The sequence below is a fragment of the Bacillus sp. FSL E2-0195 genome (assembly GCF_038003645.1).
Taxonomy (GTDB): domain Bacteria; phylum Bacillota; class Bacilli; order Bacillales; family Bacillaceae_G; genus Bacillus_A; species Bacillus_A mycoides.
The window spans coordinates 2,554,019-2,578,610 of sequence record NZ_JBBOPN010000001.1; the positions used below are offsets into that span (position 1 = coordinate 2,554,019).

General features: G+C 32.1%; 30 protein-coding genes and 1 pseudogene. 16 read left to right on the plus strand and 15 right to left on the minus strand.

The annotated features are described in order from the left end of the window. The first annotated feature begins 5 nt into the window (after positions 1–5). From MHH59_RS12960 to MHH59_RS12975, 4 genes are all read left to right on the plus strand, one after another. The gene (locus MHH59_RS12960) at positions 6–1,436 is read left to right on the plus strand and encodes a PQQ-dependent sugar dehydrogenase (protein WP_016127051.1); all 1,431 of its coding nucleotides are present in this window, start codon (positions 6–8) and stop codon (positions 1,434–1,436) included. A 197-nt stretch (positions 1,437–1,633) separates the two neighbouring features. After that, a complete protein-coding gene (locus MHH59_RS12965) occupies positions 1,634–2,206 on the plus strand; it encodes a hypothetical protein (protein ID WP_016127052.1) in 573 nt (190 codons plus the stop codon). Positions 2,207–2,274: 68 nt separating this feature from the next. After that, a complete protein-coding gene (locus MHH59_RS12970; RefSeq protein WP_016127053.1) occupies positions 2,275–2,838 on the plus strand; it encodes a GNAT family N-acetyltransferase in 564 nt (187 codons plus the stop codon). Positions 2,839–2,915: 77 nt separating this feature from the next. Continuing rightward, positions 2,916–3,296, plus strand: coding sequence for a nucleotide excision repair endonuclease (locus tag MHH59_RS12975; RefSeq protein WP_002013261.1), 381 nt, complete (start codon positions 2,916–2,918; stop codon positions 3,294–3,296). A 126-nt stretch (positions 3,297–3,422) separates the two neighbouring features. Here the strand turns inward: MHH59_RS12975 and MHH59_RS12980 are convergent, their stop codons facing one another. Then, complete coding sequence (locus MHH59_RS12980) at positions 3,423–3,629, minus strand: hypothetical protein (RefSeq protein ID WP_016127054.1); 207 nt, start codon at positions 3,627–3,629, stop codon at positions 3,423–3,425. Between the two features lie 156 nt (positions 3,630–3,785). Here MHH59_RS12980 and MHH59_RS12985 point away from each other — a divergent pair, with 156 nt between their 5' ends. From MHH59_RS12985 to MHH59_RS13005, 5 genes are all read left to right on the plus strand, one after another. Next, a complete protein-coding gene (locus MHH59_RS12985) occupies positions 3,786–4,565 on the plus strand; it encodes an undecaprenyl-diphosphate phosphatase (protein WP_002013258.1) in 780 nt (259 codons plus the stop codon). A gap of 80 nt (positions 4,566–4,645) precedes the next feature. Then, positions 4,646–5,968, plus strand: coding sequence for an FAD-dependent oxidoreductase (locus tag MHH59_RS12990; RefSeq protein ID WP_002013257.1), 1,323 nt, complete (start codon positions 4,646–4,648; stop codon positions 5,966–5,968). 63 nt (positions 5,969–6,031) lie between these two features. After that, on the plus strand, positions 6,032–6,553 hold the full coding sequence (locus MHH59_RS12995; protein ID WP_016127055.1) for a GNAT family N-acetyltransferase: 522 nt from the start codon (positions 6,032–6,034) through the stop codon (positions 6,551–6,553). A gap of 23 nt (positions 6,554–6,576) precedes the next feature. After that, positions 6,577–7,098, plus strand: coding sequence for a YfiT family bacillithiol transferase (locus MHH59_RS13000; RefSeq protein WP_002013255.1), 522 nt, complete (start codon positions 6,577–6,579; stop codon positions 7,096–7,098). Then, positions 7,038–7,562, plus strand: coding sequence for a GNAT family N-acetyltransferase (locus tag MHH59_RS13005; RefSeq protein ID WP_002085328.1), 525 nt, complete (start codon positions 7,038–7,040; stop codon positions 7,560–7,562). Before MHH59_RS13000 ends, MHH59_RS13005 begins: the two co-directional genes overlap by 61 nt. A gap of 121 nt (positions 7,563–7,683) precedes the next feature. Here MHH59_RS13005 and MHH59_RS13010 read toward each other — a convergent pair whose 3' ends face one another. Further along, positions 7,684–8,061, minus strand: coding sequence for a PH domain-containing protein (locus MHH59_RS13010; protein WP_002065713.1), 378 nt, complete (start codon positions 8,059–8,061; stop codon positions 7,684–7,686). Between the two features lie 179 nt (positions 8,062–8,240). Between MHH59_RS13010 and MHH59_RS13015 the strand changes: the two genes are divergently transcribed. The 6 genes from MHH59_RS13015 (at position 8,241) to MHH59_RS13040 (ending at position 12,716) form a co-directional block, all read left to right on the plus strand. Beyond that, a complete protein-coding gene (locus MHH59_RS13015; protein ID WP_002013252.1) occupies positions 8,241–9,092 on the plus strand; it encodes a patatin-like phospholipase family protein in 852 nt (283 codons plus the stop codon). 12 nt (positions 9,093–9,104) lie between these two features. After that, positions 9,105–9,476 (plus strand): YxiJ-like family protein, encoded by a 372-nt coding sequence (locus MHH59_RS13020; RefSeq protein WP_002127599.1) that lies wholly within the window; start codon positions 9,105–9,107, stop codon positions 9,474–9,476. Between the two features lie 270 nt (positions 9,477–9,746). Next, positions 9,747–10,109 carry a hypothetical protein gene (locus tag MHH59_RS13025; protein WP_002127600.1) on the plus strand — a complete coding sequence of 121 codons (363 nt, stop codon included), beginning with the start codon at positions 9,747–9,749 and terminating at the stop codon, positions 10,107–10,109. Between the two features lie 87 nt (positions 10,110–10,196). After that, a complete protein-coding gene (locus tag MHH59_RS13030; protein ID WP_340851370.1) occupies positions 10,197–11,393 on the plus strand; it encodes an alpha/beta hydrolase-fold protein in 1,197 nt (398 codons plus the stop codon). A gap of 21 nt (positions 11,394–11,414) precedes the next feature. Continuing rightward, positions 11,415–11,822, plus strand: coding sequence for a DnaJ family domain-containing protein (locus MHH59_RS13035; protein WP_003189604.1), 408 nt, complete (start codon positions 11,415–11,417; stop codon positions 11,820–11,822). A 78-nt stretch (positions 11,823–11,900) separates the two neighbouring features. After that, positions 11,901–12,716, plus strand: coding sequence for a YwqG family protein (locus tag MHH59_RS13040; protein WP_340851373.1), 816 nt, complete (start codon positions 11,901–11,903; stop codon positions 12,714–12,716). Between the two features lie 720 nt (positions 12,717–13,436). On the opposite strand, the gene MHH59_RS13045 is transcribed toward MHH59_RS13040, so the two are convergent. Together MHH59_RS13045 and MHH59_RS13050 are read right to left on the minus strand one after the other, a co-directional pair. Continuing rightward, a complete protein-coding gene (locus MHH59_RS13045; RefSeq protein ID WP_340851375.1) occupies positions 13,437–13,832 on the minus strand; it encodes a RidA family protein in 396 nt (131 codons plus the stop codon). Between the two features lie 140 nt (positions 13,833–13,972). Then, a pseudogene (locus MHH59_RS13050) lies at positions 13,973–14,930 on the minus strand (hypothetical protein). 629 nt (positions 14,931–15,559) lie between these two features. Here MHH59_RS13050 and MHH59_RS13055 point away from each other — a divergent pair. Then, on the plus strand, positions 15,560–16,522 hold the full coding sequence (locus MHH59_RS13055; protein ID WP_002127606.1) for an MBL fold metallo-hydrolase: 963 nt from the start codon (positions 15,560–15,562) through the stop codon (positions 16,520–16,522). A gap of 58 nt (positions 16,523–16,580) precedes the next feature. Here MHH59_RS13055 and MHH59_RS13060 read toward each other — a convergent pair whose 3' ends face one another. The 11 genes from MHH59_RS13060 to MHH59_RS13110 form a co-directional block, all read right to left on the minus strand. Continuing rightward, complete coding sequence (locus MHH59_RS13060; RefSeq protein ID WP_340851377.1) at positions 16,581–16,826, minus strand: hypothetical protein; 246 nt, start codon at positions 16,824–16,826, stop codon at positions 16,581–16,583. Positions 16,827–16,968: 142 nt separating this feature from the next. Then, the gene (locus MHH59_RS13065) at positions 16,969–17,484 is read right to left on the minus strand and encodes an NUDIX hydrolase (RefSeq protein WP_340851379.1); all 516 of its coding nucleotides are present in this window, start codon (positions 17,482–17,484) and stop codon (positions 16,969–16,971) included. 22 nt (positions 17,485–17,506) lie between these two features. Further along, positions 17,507–18,637, minus strand: coding sequence for a DNA polymerase III subunit beta (gene dnaN, locus MHH59_RS13070; RefSeq protein WP_002127610.1), 1,131 nt, complete (start codon positions 18,635–18,637; stop codon positions 17,507–17,509). 30 nt (positions 18,638–18,667) lie between these two features. Then, positions 18,668–19,111 (minus strand): NUDIX hydrolase, encoded by a 444-nt coding sequence (locus MHH59_RS13075; protein WP_002085308.1) that lies wholly within the window; start codon positions 19,109–19,111, stop codon positions 18,668–18,670. 184 nt (positions 19,112–19,295) lie between these two features. Beyond that, positions 19,296–19,712, minus strand: a complete 417-nt coding sequence (locus MHH59_RS13080) for a GNAT family N-acetyltransferase (RefSeq protein WP_002085307.1) — start codon at positions 19,710–19,712, stop codon at positions 19,296–19,298. A 180-nt stretch (positions 19,713–19,892) separates the two neighbouring features. After that, complete coding sequence (locus MHH59_RS13085) at positions 19,893–21,101, minus strand: L-lactate MFS transporter (RefSeq protein ID WP_078179189.1); 1,209 nt, start codon at positions 21,099–21,101, stop codon at positions 19,893–19,895. 278 nt (positions 21,102–21,379) lie between these two features. Beyond that, positions 21,380–21,523 carry a hypothetical protein gene (locus tag MHH59_RS13090; RefSeq protein ID WP_002013225.1) on the minus strand — a complete coding sequence of 48 codons (144 nt, stop codon included), beginning with the start codon at positions 21,521–21,523 and terminating at the stop codon, positions 21,380–21,382. Between the two features lie 31 nt (positions 21,524–21,554). Continuing rightward, positions 21,555–22,583, minus strand: a complete 1,029-nt coding sequence (locus tag MHH59_RS13095; RefSeq protein WP_002127614.1) for a serine hydrolase domain-containing protein — start codon at positions 22,581–22,583, stop codon at positions 21,555–21,557. 113 nt (positions 22,584–22,696) lie between these two features. After that, complete coding sequence (locus MHH59_RS13100) at positions 22,697–22,972, minus strand: heterocycloanthracin/sonorensin family bacteriocin (RefSeq protein WP_001001869.1); 276 nt, start codon at positions 22,970–22,972, stop codon at positions 22,697–22,699. A gap of 199 nt (positions 22,973–23,171) precedes the next feature. Then, positions 23,172–23,618 carry an NUDIX domain-containing protein gene (locus MHH59_RS13105; protein ID WP_000836819.1) on the minus strand — a complete coding sequence of 149 codons (447 nt, stop codon included), beginning with the start codon at positions 23,616–23,618 and terminating at the stop codon, positions 23,172–23,174. A 372-nt stretch (positions 23,619–23,990) separates the two neighbouring features. Then, positions 23,991–24,560, minus strand: coding sequence for a DUF4256 domain-containing protein (locus tag MHH59_RS13110; RefSeq protein WP_000665071.1), 570 nt, complete (start codon positions 24,558–24,560; stop codon positions 23,991–23,993). Positions 24,561–24,592 lie beyond the last annotated feature (32 nt).

Consider the following 24,592-nt stretch of genomic DNA (forward strand, 5'->3'; position numbering starts at 1 on the left):
GTAAGTTGACAAAAGTTAAGGTTAGTTTACGACCCATTGCAAGTAAGTTCAATTTACCTACTGTTTTGAAAACAACTATACTACCAGGTGACTCAATTGAAAGGTTATTTATTGCAACCCAGGTAGGAGAAATCTTTTACATAGGAGACGGAGTTATAAGGACTTTTTTAGATATTCGCCCGCGAATTATCAAATTAGGCACGTTTGAAGAAGGTGTCTCTAGTAGCGGTTATGATGAACGAGGATTGCTAGGACTAGCGTTTCATCCACAATTTTATCAAAACGGTTTATTTTACCTTCATTATTCAGTAGCTGGCACTCAAGGTCCGGGTGCCCTTTCTGAACCTTTTAAACCTAATCCGTGTGATCCGAAAACTTTAAACTTAAAGTGGGTAAATAGAGATACTCAATATGATCATATTGATACGGTTGAGGAATGGATTTTACAATCACATAGTCAACCTCAAAAACGACGGACATTACTTAACATAAGAAGGCCCTTTTTTAATCATAACGGAGTCAATAGTTTAAACTTTTCACCTGAGAGTGGAAAACTTGTTTTTACAAATGGAGATGGTGGATCGGGTTATGATCCATTTAATTTAAGCCAGGATGATTTAGAAATAGCGGGCAAAATAATTGAAATTGATGTAAGTAAAAATACATTCATAAATAACCCTCCAGTAGTTACACGCTTTAATGAGTTTCCTTTATCTATACAAGAAACACTTACAGTAATTGCGAAAGGAGTTCGGAATATAACAGGTATTTCATTTCAAAGGTTTTATAATCAATATATCAAATATGCTGGAAATGTCGGGCAGGATATTGTAGAGTCTATTTTTTCGTTTGTTTATTATAAACCCATACCGGTTACCGAACTTGTTCAAACGCATTTAATGAGATCCACTCCCAATCAAGATGGATTTATTAATTTTGGTTGGCGAGGATGGGAAGGAGAATTTCCTACTTCTTTTATAAGGCACTGTTCTGAGAATCCTACTTTGGATGAGAGAACAATGGCTTATTATAATGAAACAATAGAAACATCAGTGAGGCGCATACAGCCCCTAATTAGTTATTTTCATAAAGATTCCAGAGCAGATAAGTTTGGAGGAACCTCACTTACAGGAGTACAACCATATATGGGAACTACAATTCCTAGTTTAACTGGTAGTATCGTGTTTACTGATCTTGCTAAGAAAGAAGAATTTCAATCTCCAGTAAAGGGAGTGTTAGCTTTTACTAGAGCAGCTCTAGACGGGAAACGTAATGATTTTCATGTTATTGAAACCACTTATGATTTTGGGACTCAAGCAGCTTATTATGTTAGTTTAGGAACAAACTTAGATCAAACTAGATTATATTTAGGAGTTTATGGTTCTATGAAAGTAACTGAATTTAACAAAGGTACTATTTTTGAAATTGTTCCATGATACGGTATAAACTCTTAGTCTAAAAATATATGGAATTCATACTTTTTCAAACGCACGACTTAGCGCCTCTTAAAAAACCTTCTATGGATAAACATCTATTGTATAGTGATTCCTAACAAGCAGAAAGTAAAACATAACCAATAAGTATTTGAATAAAAATAGAAAGTGGTGAATTAAGTCTCTTTAGGGGGAATTTGATGAATCGCTTTAGAAGCTATTGGTATCAATGGATGATAGAGCAGGATGTGAATTTTGTTCATAAAAGAAAGGTGACGCCTGCAAGTAGGTTAGTCATTACAGCATTACTCGGTTCATTTGCTGCTATTTTTCAATCTGCGGGGAACTTAATCCCTGGAATTGGGTTATTTATTAGTCCTTTCGCGACGCTACCGATTTTTCTGGCTATTTGTTATTCTATTCGTGAGGGAGTACTTTCTTATATTCTTACTATTTTCCTATTATTCATTATTGAGCCAAGTGAACTAATTGTCTTTCCCTTTACTACAGGCTTATTAGGTGTAGCGTTAGGAGTATCCTTTTTACAATTCAAGAGGAGGATTTGGGTAATTTCCTTTTCAGCGATATGTCTACTTATAGGAATTATGATCATTCTCGATATCTTCCGTTTTCCTGTACTTGGTCCTACTATTCATACGACTATGGATATAAAAGTTATTACATTAATATTTATACTGAGTTTTTTATACTGCTGGATCTATGCAGAGTTGTGTAGAATAATAATGAATAGAGTATATAAAGTGTGGTCTTAGCAATTGCATAAAATCTTTTTGAACAAATACACTTTCTCATATATTTTTAAAAATTGGAGATGTAAGCCATGTATAACATTGAAATTAGAAGGCCGAATTCGAATGATTTAGATGAATTACATTTGTTTTTTCGTCTTGTTATTACTAATACATTTAAAAACGAAGGGTTATCACATCTATTAGATGACATAGAAAATGAAATTAACTCGAAAAAGAAATATTTAAAAAATGATTTTGATAGTAATGGAGAAAGTCGTTACTTTTTATTAGCAATAGATACAAGTAACGATAAAATCATTGGAACGATTGAAATCGGTCCAGCAAGTGCATTGATTAATAGTTGTACAGACGGTGTACTTAAGGATTTGTATGAAATAGGAACTGTATTTATACTTCCGGAGTATCAAAGAAAAGGTATAGGGAGTTTACTACTAAATACAATGTATCTTACATTACTTAGCAGAGGAATAATCGAATGCTGTTTAGATAGTGGATACAAAAAAGCACAAAGTATATGGACAAAAAAGTTTGGAAAACCTAGTTATGTGCTGAAGGATTATTGGGGCGAATCAAACGATCATATGATTTGGAAAAAAAGTTTACATGATATACCTATAATATTTGAATTATAAAATGAAATATCTCTCTTAACATAGCTTTTCTTACATACTTATGCTATTATTTATCTTTATAATAAAAGAGGACGTGAATGAACTTGATTAAAATTAATATTCCTGAAGCTGATGTTTCAATTACTGAACGTAACCAAGTTATTAAAGGAGACGAGCCATTAATTACTCCAATTAACGGTTTTATCGATTTCCACTTGTTCCCTAGAGATAAAGGCGGCATTTTTATGTTTTACAATATTAATGACGAACTTCTTTTCGTAGGTAAAGCTCGTAAAATTAGACAACGTATTAAAAAGCATTTTGAAGATAATGTTTCACCAATCAAAAATAATCGTGATGAAGTATACCGTATCGATGCATGTATCGTAGAAGATCCAACTGAAAGAGAAATTTACGAAACATACATCATTAATAAGTACAAAGCGAAATATAACGTTGATAAAGTGTTTTATAAATAAACAACATTAGCGAAATGAAACAATCCTAGTACATACACTAGGATTGTTTTTATTTATATAGCTTTGTAATTTTTGTCCGTAATGATTTTCCTCGCATTTGTTCCTCCTTATAAGGGAATAGATTATTTAATCGGCAGAATTTTTTCGTATTTTAAAGTAATGAGCGGTAATTAAACAAAGTACCCCTATAAATAACATAATAATTCCAAAAGTTTTATGCTTTCCTTCGAAGAAAGGTATGTCTGTAATTACATTTGTCATACATAAGCCTAAGAACACAAGAATTGGTCCAATCCAAAGTAATATGTTGCCTAATTTTGTGTGTTTCTCCATGTAAACCCTCCTTTTTTTACATATATATCCATCTTTATCGCAATCCATAACTTCTAAATAAAGGTTAAAGTAAATCCCCAAGAGAAATATATTTTCTTTCATAACAAAAATTAAAGCATCATATATTGGTACAAGCAAATGAGAAAGGAGATCATCATGAATTGGCTAGAAGCTTTTATTTTAGGAATTATTCAAGGGCTGACAGAGTTTTTACCTATAAGCAGTACAGGTCACCTATATTTAGGGCGACATATTTTTCAGTTAGATGAGGCAGGTTTGTTTTTAGATACGATGCTGCATATAGGGACGTTACTTGCGGTGTTTATTTATTATAGAAAAGAATTTATTTATTTAATAAAAAATCCATTTTCAAAGCTTATGCTATTACTTATTGTCGGGACGATACCTGCGGTTGTAATCGGCTTATTATTTAAAGACTTTTTTGAAGATATTTCAAAAACAGGTATAACAATAGGTTGGGAGTTTTTAGTGACGGGTTTATTTCTTTATATGGCCGATAAACAAAAGAACGGTCGTAAAAAAATGAATGATATTACATATAAAGATGCATTCATAATTGGTTCATTTCAAGCAGTAGCTATATTTCCAGCAATTTCCCGTTCTGGAATGACAATTGTCGCTGCATTATGGAGAAAGTTAGACCGCGAAACAGCGGCGTACTTTTCCTTTTTATTATCAACACCAGCTATTGTCGGAGCTATCATCTTGCAATTTGCAGATGTTTTTCAAGGGAAAGCTGAATCTATTTCTAGTACATCACTAATTGTCGGAACATTATCAGCAGCGTTCTTTGGTTACATAGCAGTTTCATGGATGATTCAATATTTAAAACGTCATTCTTTAAAAGTATTCGCGTATTACGTATGGGGATTAGGTATTTTAATTTTAATGTTGCAATTCACACAGGTGTTTTAAATATAATTATCAAGGAATTATTAGTTAAGATCCTTTTCCATTCATACACGACAGGATCTCTTTTCATTAAGGGGGAAAAAATGTTTACTAAGGCTATTGTTATTGGTGGAAGTATCGCAGGAAAACTCGCCGCAAAGGCTTTATCAAATACGTTTGAAGAAGTAATCATTGTAGAAGCTGGTGAAGAATGGGATGGAAATGGTCCGCGAAAAAGAGTTCCGCAAAGTAATCATCCGCATGTGTTATTAAAAGGCGGCGAAGAAGCACTTGAGGAGTTGTTTCCTAACATTACTAATGAATTAATTGAAGCGGGTAGCATCGTAAATAACTTTACTCGCGATTTAAAATGGCATCAGTTCGGCCTATGGAAGCAGCCTTTCAAAGGCGAAATAAATATGATTCAACAAAGTCGTCTTCTGTTAGAATCGCATATTCAAAAACGAATTGAACAAGTTTCAAATGTTACTTCGAAGTATGAAATGTTGGTTGAAGGATTACTAGTAGATAACAAACTTAATAAAGTCTATGGAATAACAGCTAAATGTTTGAAAACAGGAATGAAAGAAGAATTTCATGCAGATCTTGTTGTTGATGCAAGTGGATTTGGTTCGAAAAGTATAGATTGGTTACAAGAATACAATTTCGAAGTACAAGAAGAGAAAGTAAGAATTGATTTGTTTTACGCAACTAGAATGTTTAGGCTCAAAGAAAAAGAGAAATTAGACTGCTGTAATATGCTTATGTCTCCAAGTTTTCCTGAGAATCCTTATGGTGTTCTAATTCAAACGATTGAAGATGATCGTTATTTTGTTACTTTTAGTGGATATGCGAATGAAAAAGCACCGCAAACAGATGATGAATTTTATGATTTTGCTGAAAACCTATCAATCACTAATGTTACAGAGTTTCTAAACAAATCTGAGGCGATTACCGATATAAAAACGTACAAAATTCCATATCAAGTACGCAGGCGATTTGATCTAGTTAATAATTTGCCTGAAGGATTGTTAGTAGTTGGAGATGCGCATTGTCGTTTTGATCCAGTTTTCGGACAAGGTGTTTCAGTTGCAGCTATGGAAGCTCACCAATTGCAACTAATTCTTCAAGGGAGAAAAAGGCTTGATAAAACATTAACTCGAGAGTTTTATAGGAAGACTGCTATGATTATCAAAACACCTTGGGAAATGACCACAACGGAGATAGCACGTCATCCTAAGTTACAGAAAGAATTAACTACGAAACAAAAATTTCAGCAATGGTATACGAAACAAATATATCAACTTTCTGCAAGTGATTCTGATATTTATATTCGGTTAGTCAGAGTTATGAACTTAATTCGTAGTCCATTTCATCTTTTTCATCCTAGAGTATTACTTACTGTATTACTCAGACGAAAGAAATAGCAGGAAAATTATCGTTTAAAAAAGAATGTATAACAGTTAGTAAATCAAGAAGGGGTAAATGGGATGGAAATATACATAGAACAATTAAAGAATCAAGACGCTGAAGATTTATTTAATTTTGAACTCACGAACAAATCATTTTTTGAAACAATGGTACCAAGTCGTGGCTCTAATTATTACGTGTATGAATACTTTCAAAAGCAACTTGCCGAACTATTAAAAGAACAAACTGAGGGGATTTCTTATTTTCATCTCATACGTAATACAGAAAAAGAAATTGTAGGACGTATCAATTTAGTTGATGTAGATAAGGAAAAACGAATTGGGTCGTTAGGCTACCGAGTTGGAGAGAAGTTTACTAAAAAAGGAGTTGCAGCAGCATCTGTAAAATTGATTTTGGCTCAAGCAAGAGTCTATGAAATTAATGAAATACATGCTATGACAACAACAAATAACATAGCTTCACAAATTGTATTAGAAAAGAACGGATTTTCTCGTGAAAAGCAAGCGGAGACAACTACTGTAGATTTAAACGGAGAAAACGTAAATTTCGTACATTATATTTGGAGGACTACTAAGGGTTAAAAATAATAGGGAGGGACATGTACATGAAGGATTTACGTTATCCAATAGGTCAATTTACTTACGTAGGAACTATTACAGAAGAAATAATTGATAAATGGATTCAAGAAATAGAGGATTTACCTAATGAACTAGCAAGAGCGATAAAAGATTTAGATCAGAAGCAGTTAGATACACCGTATCGCGTCGGTGGATGGACTGTTCGCCAAGTAGTTCATCATGTTGTTGATAGTCATATGAATAGCTACATACGCTTTAAATTAGCACTGACAGAAAAGAATCCAACTATTAAACCGTACAAAGAAGAAAAATGGGCAGAGCTACCTGACTCGAAATTACCAGTAGATGTTTCACTTGTAATGCTAGATTCATTACATAAAAGATGGATTAACTTATTATATTCTTTAGAACCGGCAGATTTAGAAAAGACATTTAATCATCCTGAATCAGGAGAAACAAAACTTGCTGCTGCAATTGGACTATATGCATGGCACGGTCGTCATCATACAGCTCATATTACTTCTTTAAGAGAGCGTTTAAATTGGTAACATTAGAGAAGGCGACAGAAATTGATGCAGCAGTTTTATTTCAAATGCAAATAGACTCATTTAGTCCTTTATTAAATAAATATAAAGACTATGAAACAAATCCAGCAAATGAATCTATTGAAAAAACTATTTTAAGAATAAATAATCCGAGCAACAACTTTTATAAGATGATAATAGATTCGAACCTTGTTGGAGCGATATGTATATCCCAAAAAGAAAGACCTTATAAATTTTGGATCAGTCCAATGTTCATTCATCCAATCTATCAAGGGAAAGGAATCGCTAAGAAGGTACTTATTTTAATTGAAGAGATGTTTCCAGAAGCACGGAGTTTTGAACTTGCTACGATTTTAGAAGAAGAAAGAAATTGTTTTCTATACGAAAAAATGGGGTATAAAAGAACAGAAGTAATAAAGAAATTAAATGATAAAACTACACTTATTTATTACAAAAAAGAAAGGTAAAGCATTTGAAATACGCTTTACCTTTTTATGTTATTTTAGATTAAATATACAAAAACAACGCATATTCTTCCAAAATACTCGGGTTAGTAATCTCGATAATGAATAAATATGCGGAAAGGCGTTATTTCGTCGTATATGTTACTAACGCTTTTTGAATGCTTAAAATACTATCGTCACCTTTAAATTCTTTCGTAATTGGATCATCCATACTAGATACCCAAATTTTAAGCTCTGCATCTAAATCAAAATGCCCAGCTGTTTCAATGCTAAATTGTGTAATGCTTTTATAAGGAATAGAATGATACTCTGTTTTTTTACCTGATATTCCTTGTTTATCTACTAAAATAAGACGACGATTTGTAAATACGATTAAATCACGAATTAATTTATAAGCATGCTCAACTTTCTCATCGTCTAGCATAATCTTTTCTAAATCACGTTCAACGCTTTCTGTACTCGCACTTGATGCATTTCCTAAAATACCACTAAATAAACCCATATGAAATTCCTCCTTTATAATATGTGGAATGAGTTTCTTATATTGTACCATGCGAATGGCTAATAGATTATGACATTGCTTCAATAGTTTTTTGTTATTATTGCAACCAATTTATATAACCTCATCCTAAAATCTTGTGCTAACATATAATTAAGAAAACAGAAGTAGAGGGATATAGCATGAAAAATATCGGTTTAGTATTAGAAGGCGGCGGAATGAAAGGATTATATACTGCAGGAGTACTCGAATATTTTATGGAAAGGGACTTATTCTTTCCGTATGTAGTCGGTGTATCCGCCGGAGCGTGTATGGGAGCAACATATTTGTCACGTCAAAAAGGAAGAAATAAAAAAGTGAATACAGAGCTAGTAGCAGATCACAGGTATATATCTTATCGAAACTTAATTCAAAAACGTGAATTATTTGGAATGGATTTTTTATTTGATGAAGTACCAAACAAAATTGTACCGTTTGATTTTCAAACATTCCTAAATTCAAATGAACAGTTTGTAATCGGAACGACTGATTGTGAATCAGGACAGGCAGTTTATTATAATAAAACAGAACATGGAAATGATATTTTAAAAATTATTCGTGCATCAAGCTCTGTGCCGTTTATAGCACCTGCTGTAGAATATGATAATCGAAAATTGTTAGATGGAGGGATTATAGATCCTATTCCAGTTTTTAAAGCGCAAAATGATGGTTATTTAAAAAACGTTGTTATAATGACAAAGCCAGAAGGATACGAGAAGCAGCGTAATAAATTTTCTGGACTAGCTAAAATTTTATATAGAAGATATCCAAAAATCGCAGAGCATTTAGTAGAACATTATCGTTTTTATAATGAAACTGTATCTTATATGAATCACAACGAACAAAAAGATAATTTTTATGTAATTCAGCCAAGCGCACAGCTTCCTATAAGCGGAATAGAAAGAAATAAAGAGAAACTTGTTAACCTATATAATCTCGGCTATACAGATGCTCAATATCATTATGAAAAATTATTAAATTGGATAGAGAAATAAAGGGGTGGAAAGTTGCTATTAGGTAAAAAGGTTATTTTTAATGAATTGCAGAAAATGCATAGTCCGCTGCTTAAACCGTTTCCGAATTGTGACCTTCGAAAAATACGAAAAGATTTTAATAATATGTTTACAGAAGATGATTGCATAAGCGCTGATTTAAATTATTATTGGATGCATACAGCAGGTACTTTAAGTTACATACTTAATAACAACGAAAAGGAGATTGTGTTTGATCAAATAAAGTGGCTAAAGAAATCGTTTTTTGAATGGTTTCCGCAATATCGTTTTATAGAAACAGAAATTGTGAAGTATCCCATTTTGTATAGAGATTTCATGAATTATGAGAAGGCCCGGAAACTATTACTGTATTATCTTACTGAATAAAAATAAAAACGTACAAGTTATGCTGCTTGTGCGTTTTTTTGTTCATAAAAAATACAATTTTAATACCTTGTTTATATAGGGATTCTAATACGAAGAAAGAAGTACATATAGAATGATGTAAAGGAGGGAGAGGCGTTTAGATACCGTTTTCCTTTAATCCATTATCCAATTCGAATATAGTTAGTTATTTATGATAAAATATTTCGAGTGAAATCAAGTACTTATTATATCCAGTATTAAATAAGTTAAGCCAGGAGGAACAATAGTAACATGGAAAACGTGTCAAATATAGATAAATTGGAATCAATAAAATCTTTACAATCGACAATTCGTAAACTTGAAAATGCTTTTTCACAGATGACTCAAAAGGGAGCAAATACTACCTTAGTGAAAAAAAGGCTTAAAGCCGTTTGTATAGGGCTAGCAGTGTTAGAGAACGTGTGGAATCAAGAAAGTCATCGGTATAGCCAAGAAGAGTTAGCAGAAGCTCGTAATATCCTTGCTGGTTTGCTTCCATCAATTGAGAGAGCCTATGATAAGTCTAAGGCTGGTAGTCCTCAAAGAACACTTTTAGAAAGAAGAATAAAAGCGTTGGAACTTTCTATTCAGGCAATTGATAAACCTTCTAAATAAATAACTCATCTAAATACATAACATACTAATCCTAAATTTTATAAAAGCAATCTAGTGAAAAGAAAGAAATACAAAGGAGGCAGATGGGTGACTTCAATAATTAGTCCTAAGTTAGAGGAGCTTAATAATCAATTAAAAAAAGGAAACGAGAAAGCAATTTATACTTTTTTGCATGAAATAAAGTCAAATAATACGCCACTAATAGAACAATGTCCTGTAGAAAATCAGTATAAGCTTATAACGTATATATGGTTAGGGGATCAAAAAACTGAAAACGTTTATGTATTCGGTAGTTTTCCTGGTTGGGATCTGTCTGTAAATCAACTACAACGGTTGTTACAGACAGATATTTGGTATGTAACGTTTAGGACGGATGAGAGTTTTATTTCAACGTACTATTTTTCAGTAAACGATTTTTTCGAAAATGATTGGATAAAGCGCAGTGAAAAGTACCAACTAGATCGATTTAATAAAAATACATTTGGAGAAGATGCCAATAAAGCGTCTGTGTTAAACATAGGAATGGAAGTACAGTATAGCAGTCGTTTTCCTTCAGATCATTATCCATCTGGAAAAATTGAAACATATTCTTTTCATAGTACGATTTTAAATGACACACGTAAAATTTATATTTATACGCCTCATGACTATTCTCACACTTCACATCTTCAAGAACTTCTCATTGTGTTTGATGGGAATTCATTCATTAATAACCTTTCAATCGCAAGAACACTCAATTATTTAATATACGAAAAAGAAATCCCATCTTGTATTGCTGTTGCAATAGAACCCGTTGATCGACTAGAAGAGCTAACTTATAACGATAAAATGAATACATTTTTAACGGAGGAACTACTTCCATGGATTCAAGCTAGGTATCACGTATATCAAGAAAAGAATCATACAACAATTGCTGGTTTCAGTCTTGGTGGCTTAGCAGCTTTTTATGCAGCGCTTCAAAATCCACATGTTTTCGGAAACGTGTTGTCAATGTCTGGATCCGTGCATTGGAAAAAGGATGGTTATGAAAATCAAATTCCTTGGATTGAAAATCAAATTTCATCTATAGATTCTAATACGAGTCAACCTCATTTTTACATAGCAGCAGGAGAACTTGAAAACAAACCTCTTTTAACGGCTAATAGACGCCTGTATAAAGCTTTAAAAGAAAAAGGATACCGAATTACTTATGAAGAGTTTCAAGGCGGTCATGACGGTGTTTGGTGGCGAGAAAAGTTATTTGATGGGTTGAAAGCATTAAAACATACAAAAACCACACTATAAAATAAAAAGGAGAGAGAATCTATGAATCAAGATGAGCTAGATAAAAAACTTAAAAAACAAGAAATTTTAGTTAAAGATGAAAAAGTTTGGTCGTTCACGTATGAGGATCATATTAGCTCTATCGTTAAACAGGCAGAAAAGACAGGAGCGTTTAATGATTTACCTGGGAAAGGGAAACCTCTTAATCTTGATAAAAATCTTTCGTATAATCCTGACAAGCAACTTTATAGAACTTTGAAAAATAATCATGTTTTGCCTAGGTGGATTGAACTTTCAAAGGAAATAGATCATCTAAAAGAAAATTTAAAAGAACTAACGGATAATGTAGAAGCAGCTATGTTAATTACAACTATTAATAAAAAGGTCTCAGAACATAATTTACTTTGTCCGCCAAGTGCGCAAAAAATGAGGGTTAAAACGGATATTTAACGATTTTCAATGAAGTTATCTGTTGCTATATAATTAAGTAGGGCATTTTCAATTCATTATTAAGGGGAGGCAAATGTAATGAAGAATACGTATCAACTTCAAATTCCGAAAGAACTAGAGCAGTATCGTAGTATTTTAGAAGAAAGTGTGAAACCGTATATTAAAGTGTCTGGAACGCAAGCAGAAACAACTCTTTTTGAAAGTAAGTTTGGTGGCTATCCGTATGTACCTATAAATCAAGAGCATCCTAAAGATTCAAATGGACAACCTATGATGTTACTTGCGCAGCTAAACTTTGAAGAAATGCCGCATGTTGAATATATGCCTCAAAAGGGTATGCTACAGTTTTTCGTAAGTGCTGAAGATGAGCTTTACGGAGCAGATTTTGATCATCCAACAATCCAAAAAGACTTTCGAATTATTTATCATTCTACAATTATAGAAGATTTAAATAAGGTTATTACTGATTTTAGTTATTTAAACACTTCAGGATTAGAGGACTTTATCATACCTGAAGCAGCGAAATTAAAGTTTGAATTGGGTTATCAGCCCGTAACATCAAGGGATTATCGATTTGAAAAGATGTTTAGTGAGGAAATTGATTGGGAAGAAATTGTTGATGAAGAAAATAATACAGAATTAGGCGAACTGTATGATGATTTATGTAAAGATCAAGGGCATAAAATTGGTGGTTATCCATTTTTCACACAGACAGATCCAAGGGAATGGGAAGAAAAATACCAGCAACATGATATATTATTGCTGCAAATCGATACAGATGATTCATTAAATATTATGTGGGGAGATTCTGGTGTTGCTAATTTCTTTATAAAGAAAGACGATTTATTAAATCTAGATTTTTCCAATGTTATTTACAATTGGGATTGTTACTAAAAATAGATAAATGGATTACTAGCTAGCAAAAGAAATCTTCCTGAAGGTGAGGAGGATTTTTTTACGTTAAAAATAAACGTTATGTTAACTAGAATGAAGAATACAATGAAAGTCAAGCGTAAATAAAAGAAATAACAACAAAAATATAAAATAATAAAACATATGTAATTAGCAATAAATCTATAAAGCAAAACATAAAATGAAATTTATCATTTGTATAGAAAAATTTATTTCGCATAAAAAAAATTCCGTGCTAATCAAAATTATTTTTGATTCGTTAAACGATAATTAATCGATTAAGATTTGCTGTGATTAATTTATAGCAAAATAAACGATAAAAACTGTAGAAATTCATTTAGATAAGATTTTATGTGAATCTCATTAAAAATCCCCGTTTCGTCTCATTAAGTATAGTTTACTTGGTTTTTGATACAGATAAACACTTACTCTATATAACTTCGTATAATATATATTATGTTAACTAGTAAAAAGTAATAAACCTATTATATATTAGTTATGGTTGTTAGGCTCCCCTTTTTAATTTGGTTCATAATGTGTTGTAGATTGTGTGGTTATTTGTTTTTTAAGTTATTTAAGTTATTTATGTTGTGTTATTGATAAGAATGTTTCCGTGTATAATTTATATTTTAGTTAATAAAAAACGCAATTCGTTTAAAGTGAACGAATTGCGTTGACATGATTAAGAATAAGTTTTTAAAATTAGTTTGCTACAGCAATTGCTTCGATTTCAATTAATAAGTTATCGTTAATTAACTTTCTAACTTCTACAGCTGAACTTGCTGGTGGATTCTTAGTATCAATGTATTGATCTCGAACACATCTAACAATGGCCATTTGAGAAATATCTGTTAAGAAAAATGTTAATTTTACTACATCATTAAAATTTAATTCTGAAGCTTCTAATGCTACTTTAATATTTTCAAATACTTGGCGCGTTTGTGTACCTAAATCTCCATGCCCAACTATATGACCATCAACATTAATCGCTACTTGTCCTGATATGTAAATTGTCCGTGTAGCGTTACTAACCTCAACAATATGTGAGTATCCAAAAGTTGCTGGCATAGTTTCCGGGTTGATAAATTTCTTTTGCAAGGTGCATCTCCCCTATTTATATCGTATTTTCTTCATGTTTGATTTTAGATGAATATCTATTTTACAAATGATTTTTCACATATCCTTCTGCTACATATGTGGAGTTATAATACGCTGCTTATATTTATAAAATTAGGTATTTAATAGATTATATATGTTTGATTTTCTTGAGTGCTGATACTAATTATGCCTTGTTTTATTAATTCTTCAGTTATTTTTGTATAGAAAAAGTGATACCACCAAATAAAAAATTCTTCGTAAGTTATTTCTTTTGCGTATCTGCTGCTTGCAAAGTATTCTTTTAAAGGTTTCTCATTTTCTTTACATAATAAGATCAAATCTTTACTGATTGTGTTCGCGATTTCGTTAAGTATAGATAAATCTTTAGCTTTAAACACTGGGATAATTCATTGCGAATTTTTATATAAGCCTAATTTTTCGTATAATACATTTGAATTTAAGTCTACTTGTCTATCTACTGCTACAAAATTTTTAACTAATTGTTTTTTGTATAATTAATATCAGTAATAGCATCGTGAAATTTTCTTCAAACGTTTCTTTATTCGCAGTTATTAAATTCAAAGTTGTATATCGAGTGTTTCCATAAAGACCAATTTGATATTCTCCTAAATCCAAATACGTATTACCATACATTCCAAAGGACTCTTTGTCTGTTTGTTCTTGTTCTATAATCGCATAATAATATCTTTTATTGTTTCTCAAAGGCCGTTCTGTTTCTAAATAGTTTTCCTCAATGTTAATTATTTGTCCAAAATCTAATAACACACCACTATATAGTAAAAGACTATACGATTCTTTAGGTAAATGATTAAATGTCTCGATTCTTTTAGACATAGCATCAATTTGATTAGAATGCTTTTCAATTATGTTAAGTGCAGTTTTAATTAGAGGCTCACATAGGTTATACAGTTTTTCTCCTTCATTAGCTGTTATAACCATACATGTTGGATAGTAACTCCCTTCTGTCTCATTCAATAAACCTCCTAGTTCTAATGCGTGCATTTGTTTTTCGAATTCCTCGTTAGTCCAATTTAGCTTCGTTTTTATAGTATTTGATTCTATGCCCAGATGGAGCATTACAAGTAAATATTGAAGGTTTGTTCCGCTTATTTTTAAAGTTGGATAATTGTCAACTTATGAAATCATTTTTGTCTCATAAGTTGTTTTAAGTATTTTCTCCGGAGTATAATTAGCAAGCATTTTAAAATACCTTCTTTTTTAGTAATTTAATTGTAAAACCTATGTATTTACTATGTTCTATAAATAAAAATTAGTATCCTTTAATGATTTCAAATAAAAAACCTTAGTATAGCTATGTTGATACCTATACTAAGGTTATCTAGAATTCTTTATTTAATTATTGCTATTTAATAGTTTACATTTAGACTTCTTTTTTCTTTCTTCTAGCATTTATAGACTCTCCTTCCTGTGGATAATTAGTTACCTATCTGCTTCTATAACATATAAAGAAACATACGGTCTTTGTTGTTTATAAGAAAGAATGTACTTAAACAAAACAATTCACAAATACATAATATTAGTTTTAGCTGCTGCTAAATGAATTCTATTTTTTATATATAAATAATAAATTTGAAGAATTTATGAAATGTACTGCATTTAAGATGAAAGGTAAAATGATTTCGTTTAAACTACAATTAGCTACAATAACAACATACGTATATTGTTAAACGTAAAAAGGAGAACTAATGAAAAAGAAATATATGAATCAAATTCCGACTGATGTAAGTTTTAATCCGAAAGATATTATCGGTTTAATGACTGATTACTTTAAAATGAAAACAAAGCTACGTCCTGTAAAGAATTTACCTATTGTTTTATCGAATAAAAATAATGAATCTTTAGAGAGTGTGACATGGTTTGGGCACTCTGCTTCTCTTTTGAAAATAGAAGGTAAAAAATTGTTATTAGACCCTATGTTTGGAGATGCCTCTTCCCCATTTCCTGTGTTTAATAGTAAGCGGTATAGTGGTGCTTTTTCTTTAGAACATGATGAACTTCAAGAAATTGATGCGATTATCATTTCTCATAATCACTATGATCATTTAAATTACAAAAGTATTATGCGGTTAAAAGATTATGCGAAGCATTTTTATGTCCCGATTGGAGTTGCGCGTTATCTTATTAAATGGGGTGTTTCACCTAATAAAATTAGTGAACATAATTGGTGGGATGAAATTACGTTTGATAATATTAAGTTAGTTTGCGCTCCTGCAAGGCATTTCTCTGGACGAAGTATGACAGATAAAGATCGTTCTTTATGGTGTTCATGGCTTATTCTTGGTCAAGAAACTAAAGTCTTCTTTAGCGGTGATAGCGGTTATGCGCCTCACTTTAAGGAAATTGGTGAGAAATATGGTCCATTCGATCTTACTTTAATGGAATGCGGGCAGTACGATACGAGATGGTCTGCTATTCATATGTTGCCAGAAGAAACAGTACAAGCTCATATTGACGTTAAAGGAGAATTGCTTGTTCCTATTCATTGGGGTGCTTTTACGCTAGCATTACATGAATGGAGTGATCCAATTGAACGTGTTACGAAAGAAGCAAATCGTTTAGGGGTTAATATTGCAACGCCACAAATCGGTGAAGCTATTACGTTACAATCTAAAGATTATCCTACGGCTGCTTGGTGGCGAGAAGTGTAAGTATAATAAAAAGCGAACCAATTTAATATTGATGGTTCGCTTTTTATTCATTTATGACTCATCTATTAAAATTCTTTGTTTTATCTACTGGAATTGCATTTTTCATCTTTTCTGTTGTCCAATATCCTGTAGGGTCTTCCATATCGTTTGAATCTTGAATAGCCGATGGGATATTGGGAGCTTTTTTCACTTGAGTAAGAGTATCTTTTTCGCTAGAGGCTGCCAATGCTAAGTAAATAATTAAAGGTATTATAAAAGTAATACTAGTTATATATATCCAAAATAATTGATTTCCTTTTTTCATGAGCTCCTCCTTCTATTACATACTAATCTCCCCTAATTACTACTTTACTATATTTGCTTTCCTGCTATTTAAAATACTCTCCCTCACGTTAAATTTTATCTTTAGTTTCACTTCGACTACATTAGCTATTTTCTGTTACTGCTTACACTAATTTATGTATTGAATCTATTGGGCTGGTCTGCTTAGCTAATTCTTTATTCTTATACTCTACTAATTTATGATTTGATAAAACGCAAGAGTGCTCTAATATTAATTCATTATAAAGTACTTCAGTTAAAAATTTAGGCATCATCTCTCCTACGCCGTAATTATAGTCACTTAGAATCCAAGATACCTCTTTCCAATCTAGAATTCCTTCTGAGACTTTTTTTGGAGTGTGATATGTAAATTCATTAAGTAGCTTTACTAAATAGACATACATGCCACCAGAATATGAGGAATCCTCCCATTTAATAATGCCTTTAAATTGAATTTGATTTTGTTCAACATCTATATTTGTTTCTTCTTTTATTTCACGAATTGCATTTTCTAACGGTGTTTCTCCTTTTTCTATCTTCCCTCCTACACCATTCCATAATCCTTTTACAGGATCATATTCTCTATTTAGCATAAGTATTTCTTCATTTCTTTTTATAAAACATAAAGTGTGCTTGTACATAATTTAATTCCTTCCTTTGTTCTCAATAAGTTCTAACAGGCGATATTAAATATACTGCTGCAGATTGTTCACCTGCTTCAATTAATATCGGTCTCATGGAACCGCCAAAACTTAAAGTAACTCTATCTTCTTTTATTGCTTTTAAAGTATCGACCATATATCGTCCGTCGAAAGATATATTTAATTGCTTTTCTCCGTGAATCGCATCTATTTGTTGTGTCTCGGATATTTTACCAATTTGAGAAGCGTTGGAAGAAATTTGTATTGTGCATTCGTCGATGATTTCTAAGTTAACGTTGTTGTTTGCCCATTCACTAGCCAATAAACTTGACCGATCTACACCTTGTAAAATCTTTTTTCTATCTATATTAATAATCGTTTGGGATTCATTTGGAATTAGGCCGGATATATTAGGATATTTCCCTTCAATAAGCCTTGAATACAACGTAATTGTACCGAATTTAAAAATAATGTGACTCTCTGAAAGATATATGTATACTAAATTTGAATTACTGCTCATTAATTTTAGTAGTTCACTAATAGTGGAACTTGGTACAATGCAATTTAATTTCGCATGTGAAGAAATGGGTATTTCACGTAAAGCCAGTCTGTGCGAATCAGTAGCAGCACAAATTAATTTGTTATGATCAATAACGAAATGTACGCCAGTAAGAACTGGTCTAGATTCATTTTTAGCAGTTGCAAAGACAGTTTGTTTGAATACCTCAATCAGCTGTTCCGTTTCTACTTGTATTTCTGTATGTGAGTCTAAAAATGGTACATTAGGAAATTCATTTGCCGAGAGTCCATTTAAGTTTAAAGTAATTTCATCTGATTGAATTGTAATCAACTGCTCATTCATACTTTTTATTAAAATCTCACTTGGCATTTTCTTAATAATTTCAATGAAATACTTTGCTGGTACAACAATACTTCCTGCTTTTAAAATAGTTGTAATTTGTTCGTCTTCAATTGAAATAGGTATAAATTTTTCAATGAAAATATTCGAATTACTTGCGATTAAAGTAATTCCAGATTGATCTGCTGTTATCTTTATTCCGGATAATATAGGAATTAAAGTTTTTGTTGAGATAGCTTTACTTACTTCTGAAAGAGCTTGTGTAAATTGTTTGTGATTAACGATAAACTCCATTTTTCCCCCGCCTTACATGAAATACTATCTTTATGAAGATTGATGAATAATAGTTCCATTAAAAATATAAGGAACTGTTTCTTTCTTTTGTAAAAGGCTTTTTAAGTGTTCTGGTATACGTAAATAAGGTTCTGCTGAATCTAATTCCATCCAGGTAATCTCCTCAATCTCTTTTGGCCGTGATATACAGATTTCCCCTCCGGTTATTTCTCCTAAAAAATTAAAGAAGATTGCATGATGTCCTCTCTCCTCAAAAAAGGCTTCACTAATGGAACAAACCCCTTTTACGGATATGTCTAGCCCTGTTTCTTCTTTCACTTCACGAATTGCTGCCTCTTCTAACGTTTCCCCGAATTTAACTGCTCCACCTGGTAAAGTGTAATAAGAACCATTTTCCCCTTTGTTTTTAACCATTAATAGCTTTTCATGAGTTTCATCATATAGAAGTGCGTATGTAACATTTACTTTTTTCATATGTAACCCCCTTGAATGGTGAAAATTTTCTGTCTTTATTTTATTCTATCATTAAATTGTTTTGATTCATAAAAAGTAATTTGAGTAAATAACTAATACGAAACGATATCGTGTTCATAGACACACAAAAGAAAAGAGCATATTTTGAAAAAGATTAATCATAATACACTCTTTAATGATTCATTTATAACCTTTTTTCTAAATAGTAATGATTATGCCCTTTAGGATAATCTTCACTTACCCCTATCACTTTATATCCATGCTTCTTATAAAAATTAGGGGCTTGGAAACTAAAAGTATCTAATTTGATTAGCCTACATTCTTTTTTTATTGCAAATTCTTCAATAAGATTCATTAAATTGCTTCCATAACCTTCATGCCTGTATTCTTCAGAAACCCATAGGAAGTCAACATATACATGGTGCCAAAATGTGATTGCCGTTATCCCTCCTACTATTTCTTCTTTTTCATTCTTCACTATAAAACTAATCTTTTCTGAAGGTGTTTTTTCTTCATTTGAAAGTTGTTTTTGGTTATATTCAATTACTTTTTCTCTTATGTAATCACTATCTTCTTGTACCCATTGCTTTACTATTTGCATTTTAACTATCACGCCCCTTTACATTATTTATTCAATTTAATAATCGGAATTTCCTATCTTCTTTAATGTTAGATTATGAAATAAGTACAGGGAAAAAATTAGATTTTTTGAATGTCATTCATTGTTTATACATTTTTTTGTAAAGCAAAAGAGCCCTAGTATAAGGACTCTTTCTTAGCATTAAGCTATTTTTCGATTTAACGATTTGATTTCCTTCTTCTTTTCTGCATTTGGAGGGCGGATTACTATAGAGATAACGAAAGATATAACACATAGAACACCGATTGTAATGAAGGTTGGCTGAAATCCGCCAAGTAGTGCTCCAATGAATGATCCTGCAAGTGCACCAAATCCGAAACCTTGGTAAACAATCCCGTAGTTTGTACTGTGATTTTTTAATCCGAAGAAGTCTCCCACAATTGCTGGGAAGATAGTGATGTTACCACCAAAGCAAAAGGCAACACTTGCTACACAAGCAAAATAAATTCCGTAATTTAGTGGAATAAAACTTAAAGTGAAGACGGATAATCCAATAATAATAAATGTAGCCGAGACGATTTTTAATCGACCTATTTTATCTGATAACGTTCCAAGAATAATTCTACCTATTGTATTAAAGATTGCAATCATTGCGACGGCATTAGCGGCCGTCGCTGCACTAAGACCAACGAGCTGCACCCCGATGTCTTTTACCATACCGATTAAATACAGTCCGCCCATACATGATGTGAATAACATGAAAAATAAGAGATATACTTGTTTCGTTTTCATCATTTCACGCGGCGTATAATCATTGTGTAATGTTTCAGTTGCAGTGTTACTTACAATTGCTTCACGTAAGAAGAATGATCCTATCAACACTAATAGTAAGACGATAATACCCCAATATAAAAATGCTTGTGATACTCCAAGACTGTTGATAAGATTTCCGTTTACATATCTAAAGATTAAGCTTCCCATTCCATATGCCGAAACAGATATACCAGAAATAAGTCCTTTACGGTTTGGAAACCATTTAATTAAATTAGATAGTGATGTAATATATGCTGTTCCATCAGCGTATCCAACGACAACACCGGCTAATAAATAAAGTAATGGTAATGAGGAAACTTGTGAACTAAGTATTAAACCGAGTCCTAAAACAATTCCTGCAGTAGCGATAAGTTTACGAAGTCCAAATTTTTGTTGTAGCTTTCCTGCAAATAGAGTTGAGAATGATAAAGAAAAACTCGTAATTGAGAACGTGATCGCGACTGAATTGAGGTTCCATCCAAACTTACTTACAAGGGGTTGATTAAATAAACTCCATGTGTAAATTGTTCCTAGGCCAATTTGAACAATGATTGTACCTAGAACAATTAGCAATGGATTTATAGATGTTTGTTTCATGCTAACTGTCCCCTTCTTTTATCATGACATGAATTTTCACAGTTAGTATATCCATGATAAATTGCAAGATACTGTACGGAAAATGGAAATTGAGTTAGCTTACACAAAAAGACACTTCATCAAGAAGTGCCTTTTTGTAGGTTATATACAGCATTTAAAGAAAGCTTTGTTAAGATAAGACATTTTCGAATGCTTATGTATATATGTTATCAAATAATTTGCTGAAAGTGATGAGACTTAAGACGTATTTTTCTTTCATAAATAAGTCGGAGAGAAAATTAATATTCAATTTCCTCAAAGTCTTTCGGCTGCGGTACAGTTTGCATATTAGCTGCATCTTTCGGATCGCTATAAATCGCGTTTTGTTCTGTGTTTACATCCTTTATATTTTGCTTTTTATTTTTATTCACTTCATTTTTCATTAAAGTTCACTCCTTTTTATTATAGGAGTAGTTATACCCTAACCATAGTATTTTTACTGCTACTAAATGTATCAGCGACTAAATTGCTAAATTCACGTAAATAATATAAATAATTATCCCCACCATAGTTGTATCTTTTATTGTACATTTTAGCAACGACGACATTATATTCTGGAATGACTAATATCGTTGGTCCTGTAATTCCTAATATTTGATAGGAACCTTTAGGAACTCGCTCACCAAGTTCGCTAAATAAAGCAGGTTCATTTTGAACGAACCAAAACAACCCGTTTTGAGGTAGTTCTTTATTTGTATACTCTGGACTTTGTAAGCTCGTAGCAAGTGCTATAACTTCTTTTGGCACAATTTGTTTACCATTTAAAAACCCTTTATTTAAATGAAGGTTACCCCAAAATGCAAATTCTCTCGCAGAGACAAAAAGATTTTTCTCGGAGCCATCATCTACTGCACCAACACTACTTATTGCATCTTCATCTGGGTTTACAACAACCTTAACTAAATTATCATCTTGTTTTATTCTCCATCCAGTTTTTTTGAAATCAGCAGGTGTGAATACACGCTCCTTTAATAGTTCAGGAAAACTCTTATTATACAGTTGATAAATAAGCTGCGTCACCATTCTTACATTAATATCTCTGTACGCCCAAGCTTGTCCCGGCTCAAATTCACGAAAAGCTGTCCCATCATCGGTTTCATTTAAACCGTGTGAATGAGTTACTAAATGTCTTATCGTTGTCTTTCCAAGTAATGAAGGATCATATTCTTTAAAATAATTTACAGCCTCGTCATCAAGAGATTTTATTTTCCCCTCATAAACTGCATAAGCTACCATTAATCCTAAATAGCTTTTTCTTGCGGAAGCGACATTGAATTGTGAAGATATAGTTACTTTTTTACTAGTAGGAGTATTTGAATGCGTTCCACTATAATGCTCTAGTACAATCTTATTATCTTTAATAATACAAAGTGCTGCCGCAGAACTTTGATTGGTCTCTTTAATGCTTTCTACCCATGAAATTAATTTTTCATATTTGTACAAATAAATATCCCCCTAAAACATATAAAAATAACAGCATGAAAGAAAAGTTTCAATACATTATAACTTTGCATCTGCACTTTTCTTTCATGTGAAATATTATAGATCTATAATACTTAAATAAACCACCAGTTCCAGCAATTAGAACAGCTGAAACAACCAACACAGCCTACACAACCTACGCAACCGCCACAACGTCCGCCGCCACAACCACCACAGCGACCACCACAACCGCCACAACGTCCGCCGCCACCGCATCCGCCACAACGACGTGCATCGTCTTGAATGTAGTAATATGGATATTGATTTTGTTGCTGATCCCAATACACAACATTACCAGGTTGATAAGCATTAAGGTTTAACGCTTGTAGTTCTTGTTGAAACTCATTCATTATGAAACCCTCCATTTACAAATGTAAATTCCGTCCAAATTTTCGAGTTTATTTACTTTTAAAAATAAAGTAGAAATAAGGCTATAGACTAAATGCGTACATCAACAAAATATGACTTTACACTAGGTGATGTACCTTGTTTATGAGCCTATTTTCTTTATATTCTTTTAGTGGACGGAATTAATATAAATAGAGACAATTAAAAATTACTAATCCAGCAAGTTAATAGTTCATCACTTAATTTTTTTTCTAGTAATTCTTTTACTGAAGGTGTCGGCATTATTGTATAGGAATTTATATTTTCTTTATTAAAATCAATCCAGTGAAATGCTAAATGGGACTCTTTAGATATTGGAGTGAAATCGGATTTTAACTCATTTGAATCTATTTCAAAAATGTGGTTAATTTCATGGTGGAGGGTTTCTTTGGCTTGCCATTGATTTTCTATGACGCCTAAAAATTGTTTTATACTGTAAGTTACTCCAAGTTCTTCTCGTAACTCTCTTATTAGTGCATTCTCTGCTGATTCGCCAATTTCAACATGACCACCGGGTAAAAAATAGTGATGGCCTATGTATTCAGCAACTAGTAATTTTTCATCTTTTATCATGATAGCTCGTACAATATGATGGAATTTACTTTTCATTTTGTATTCCTCCTAATCATTCACTTTATACTTGCTCGAAAATTTTCATTTAAAAGCGGGATAATATAAATCATAGGTGTTTCATATGGGTGAATTTCATTGATAATTGCAAGAGTACCTTTTACAAGTTCTCGTTTATACGTTAATTAAAACTAATAATTTTGATAAATGATTCTAAAAAAGAGTATGTTTATGAAAAAAATTATCAAAACATACTCTTAATATTTTTAGTTGATTCATTCTTTTACAATAAGGTTTGATTAGCCCTATTCTTTGCGGCCTCAAAATCGAAGCCGTAGCTAAAGTATGCAATCACTACTATTCCCTAAGCAAATCTATTCTCTACTTCAAATTTACCTGCCTGTACAAATTTTAGACTCTTAACGAACCCCGAAAACCTCTTGCGGCATAGTAGGATTCTGCTCCATTGTGATACACAAAGACATGTCCAAAGCGATAATCGCAAAAAAGGGCACCGCCAAGTTCTCTAATATCAGAAGGTGTTTGCACCCAACTCGACGTCTTCATATCGAAATTTTCAAGATTATGTAATGTACGATATTCTTCTTCCGTTAATAGTTCAATACCCATGGCAGTTGCCATATCAATAGCGTTATTTTCTGGTTTATGTTTCTTTCTTGATTCTAGCGCTTCAAGATCGTAACAAACACTTCTACGACCTTTAGGACTTTCTGCTGAACAATCATAAAAAATATATTCGCCTTTTTCTTTACCGAAATCAACAACATCAGGTTCGCCACCAGTTCGTTCCATTTCGTTGAGCGACCACAACTTTTCAGTATTAGCATCCAGCCTTTCTTGAACATTAGCCCATTCTAAACCTTTATGACGGTTCATATTATTCTCAAAACGATCTTTCAATGTTTGTAGTAATTCTTCACGTTGCTCTAGTGACAACTCTTTTTTATTGCTTTCTTTCATATTAGTTCCTCCATTGATGTTTTTGTTAATGA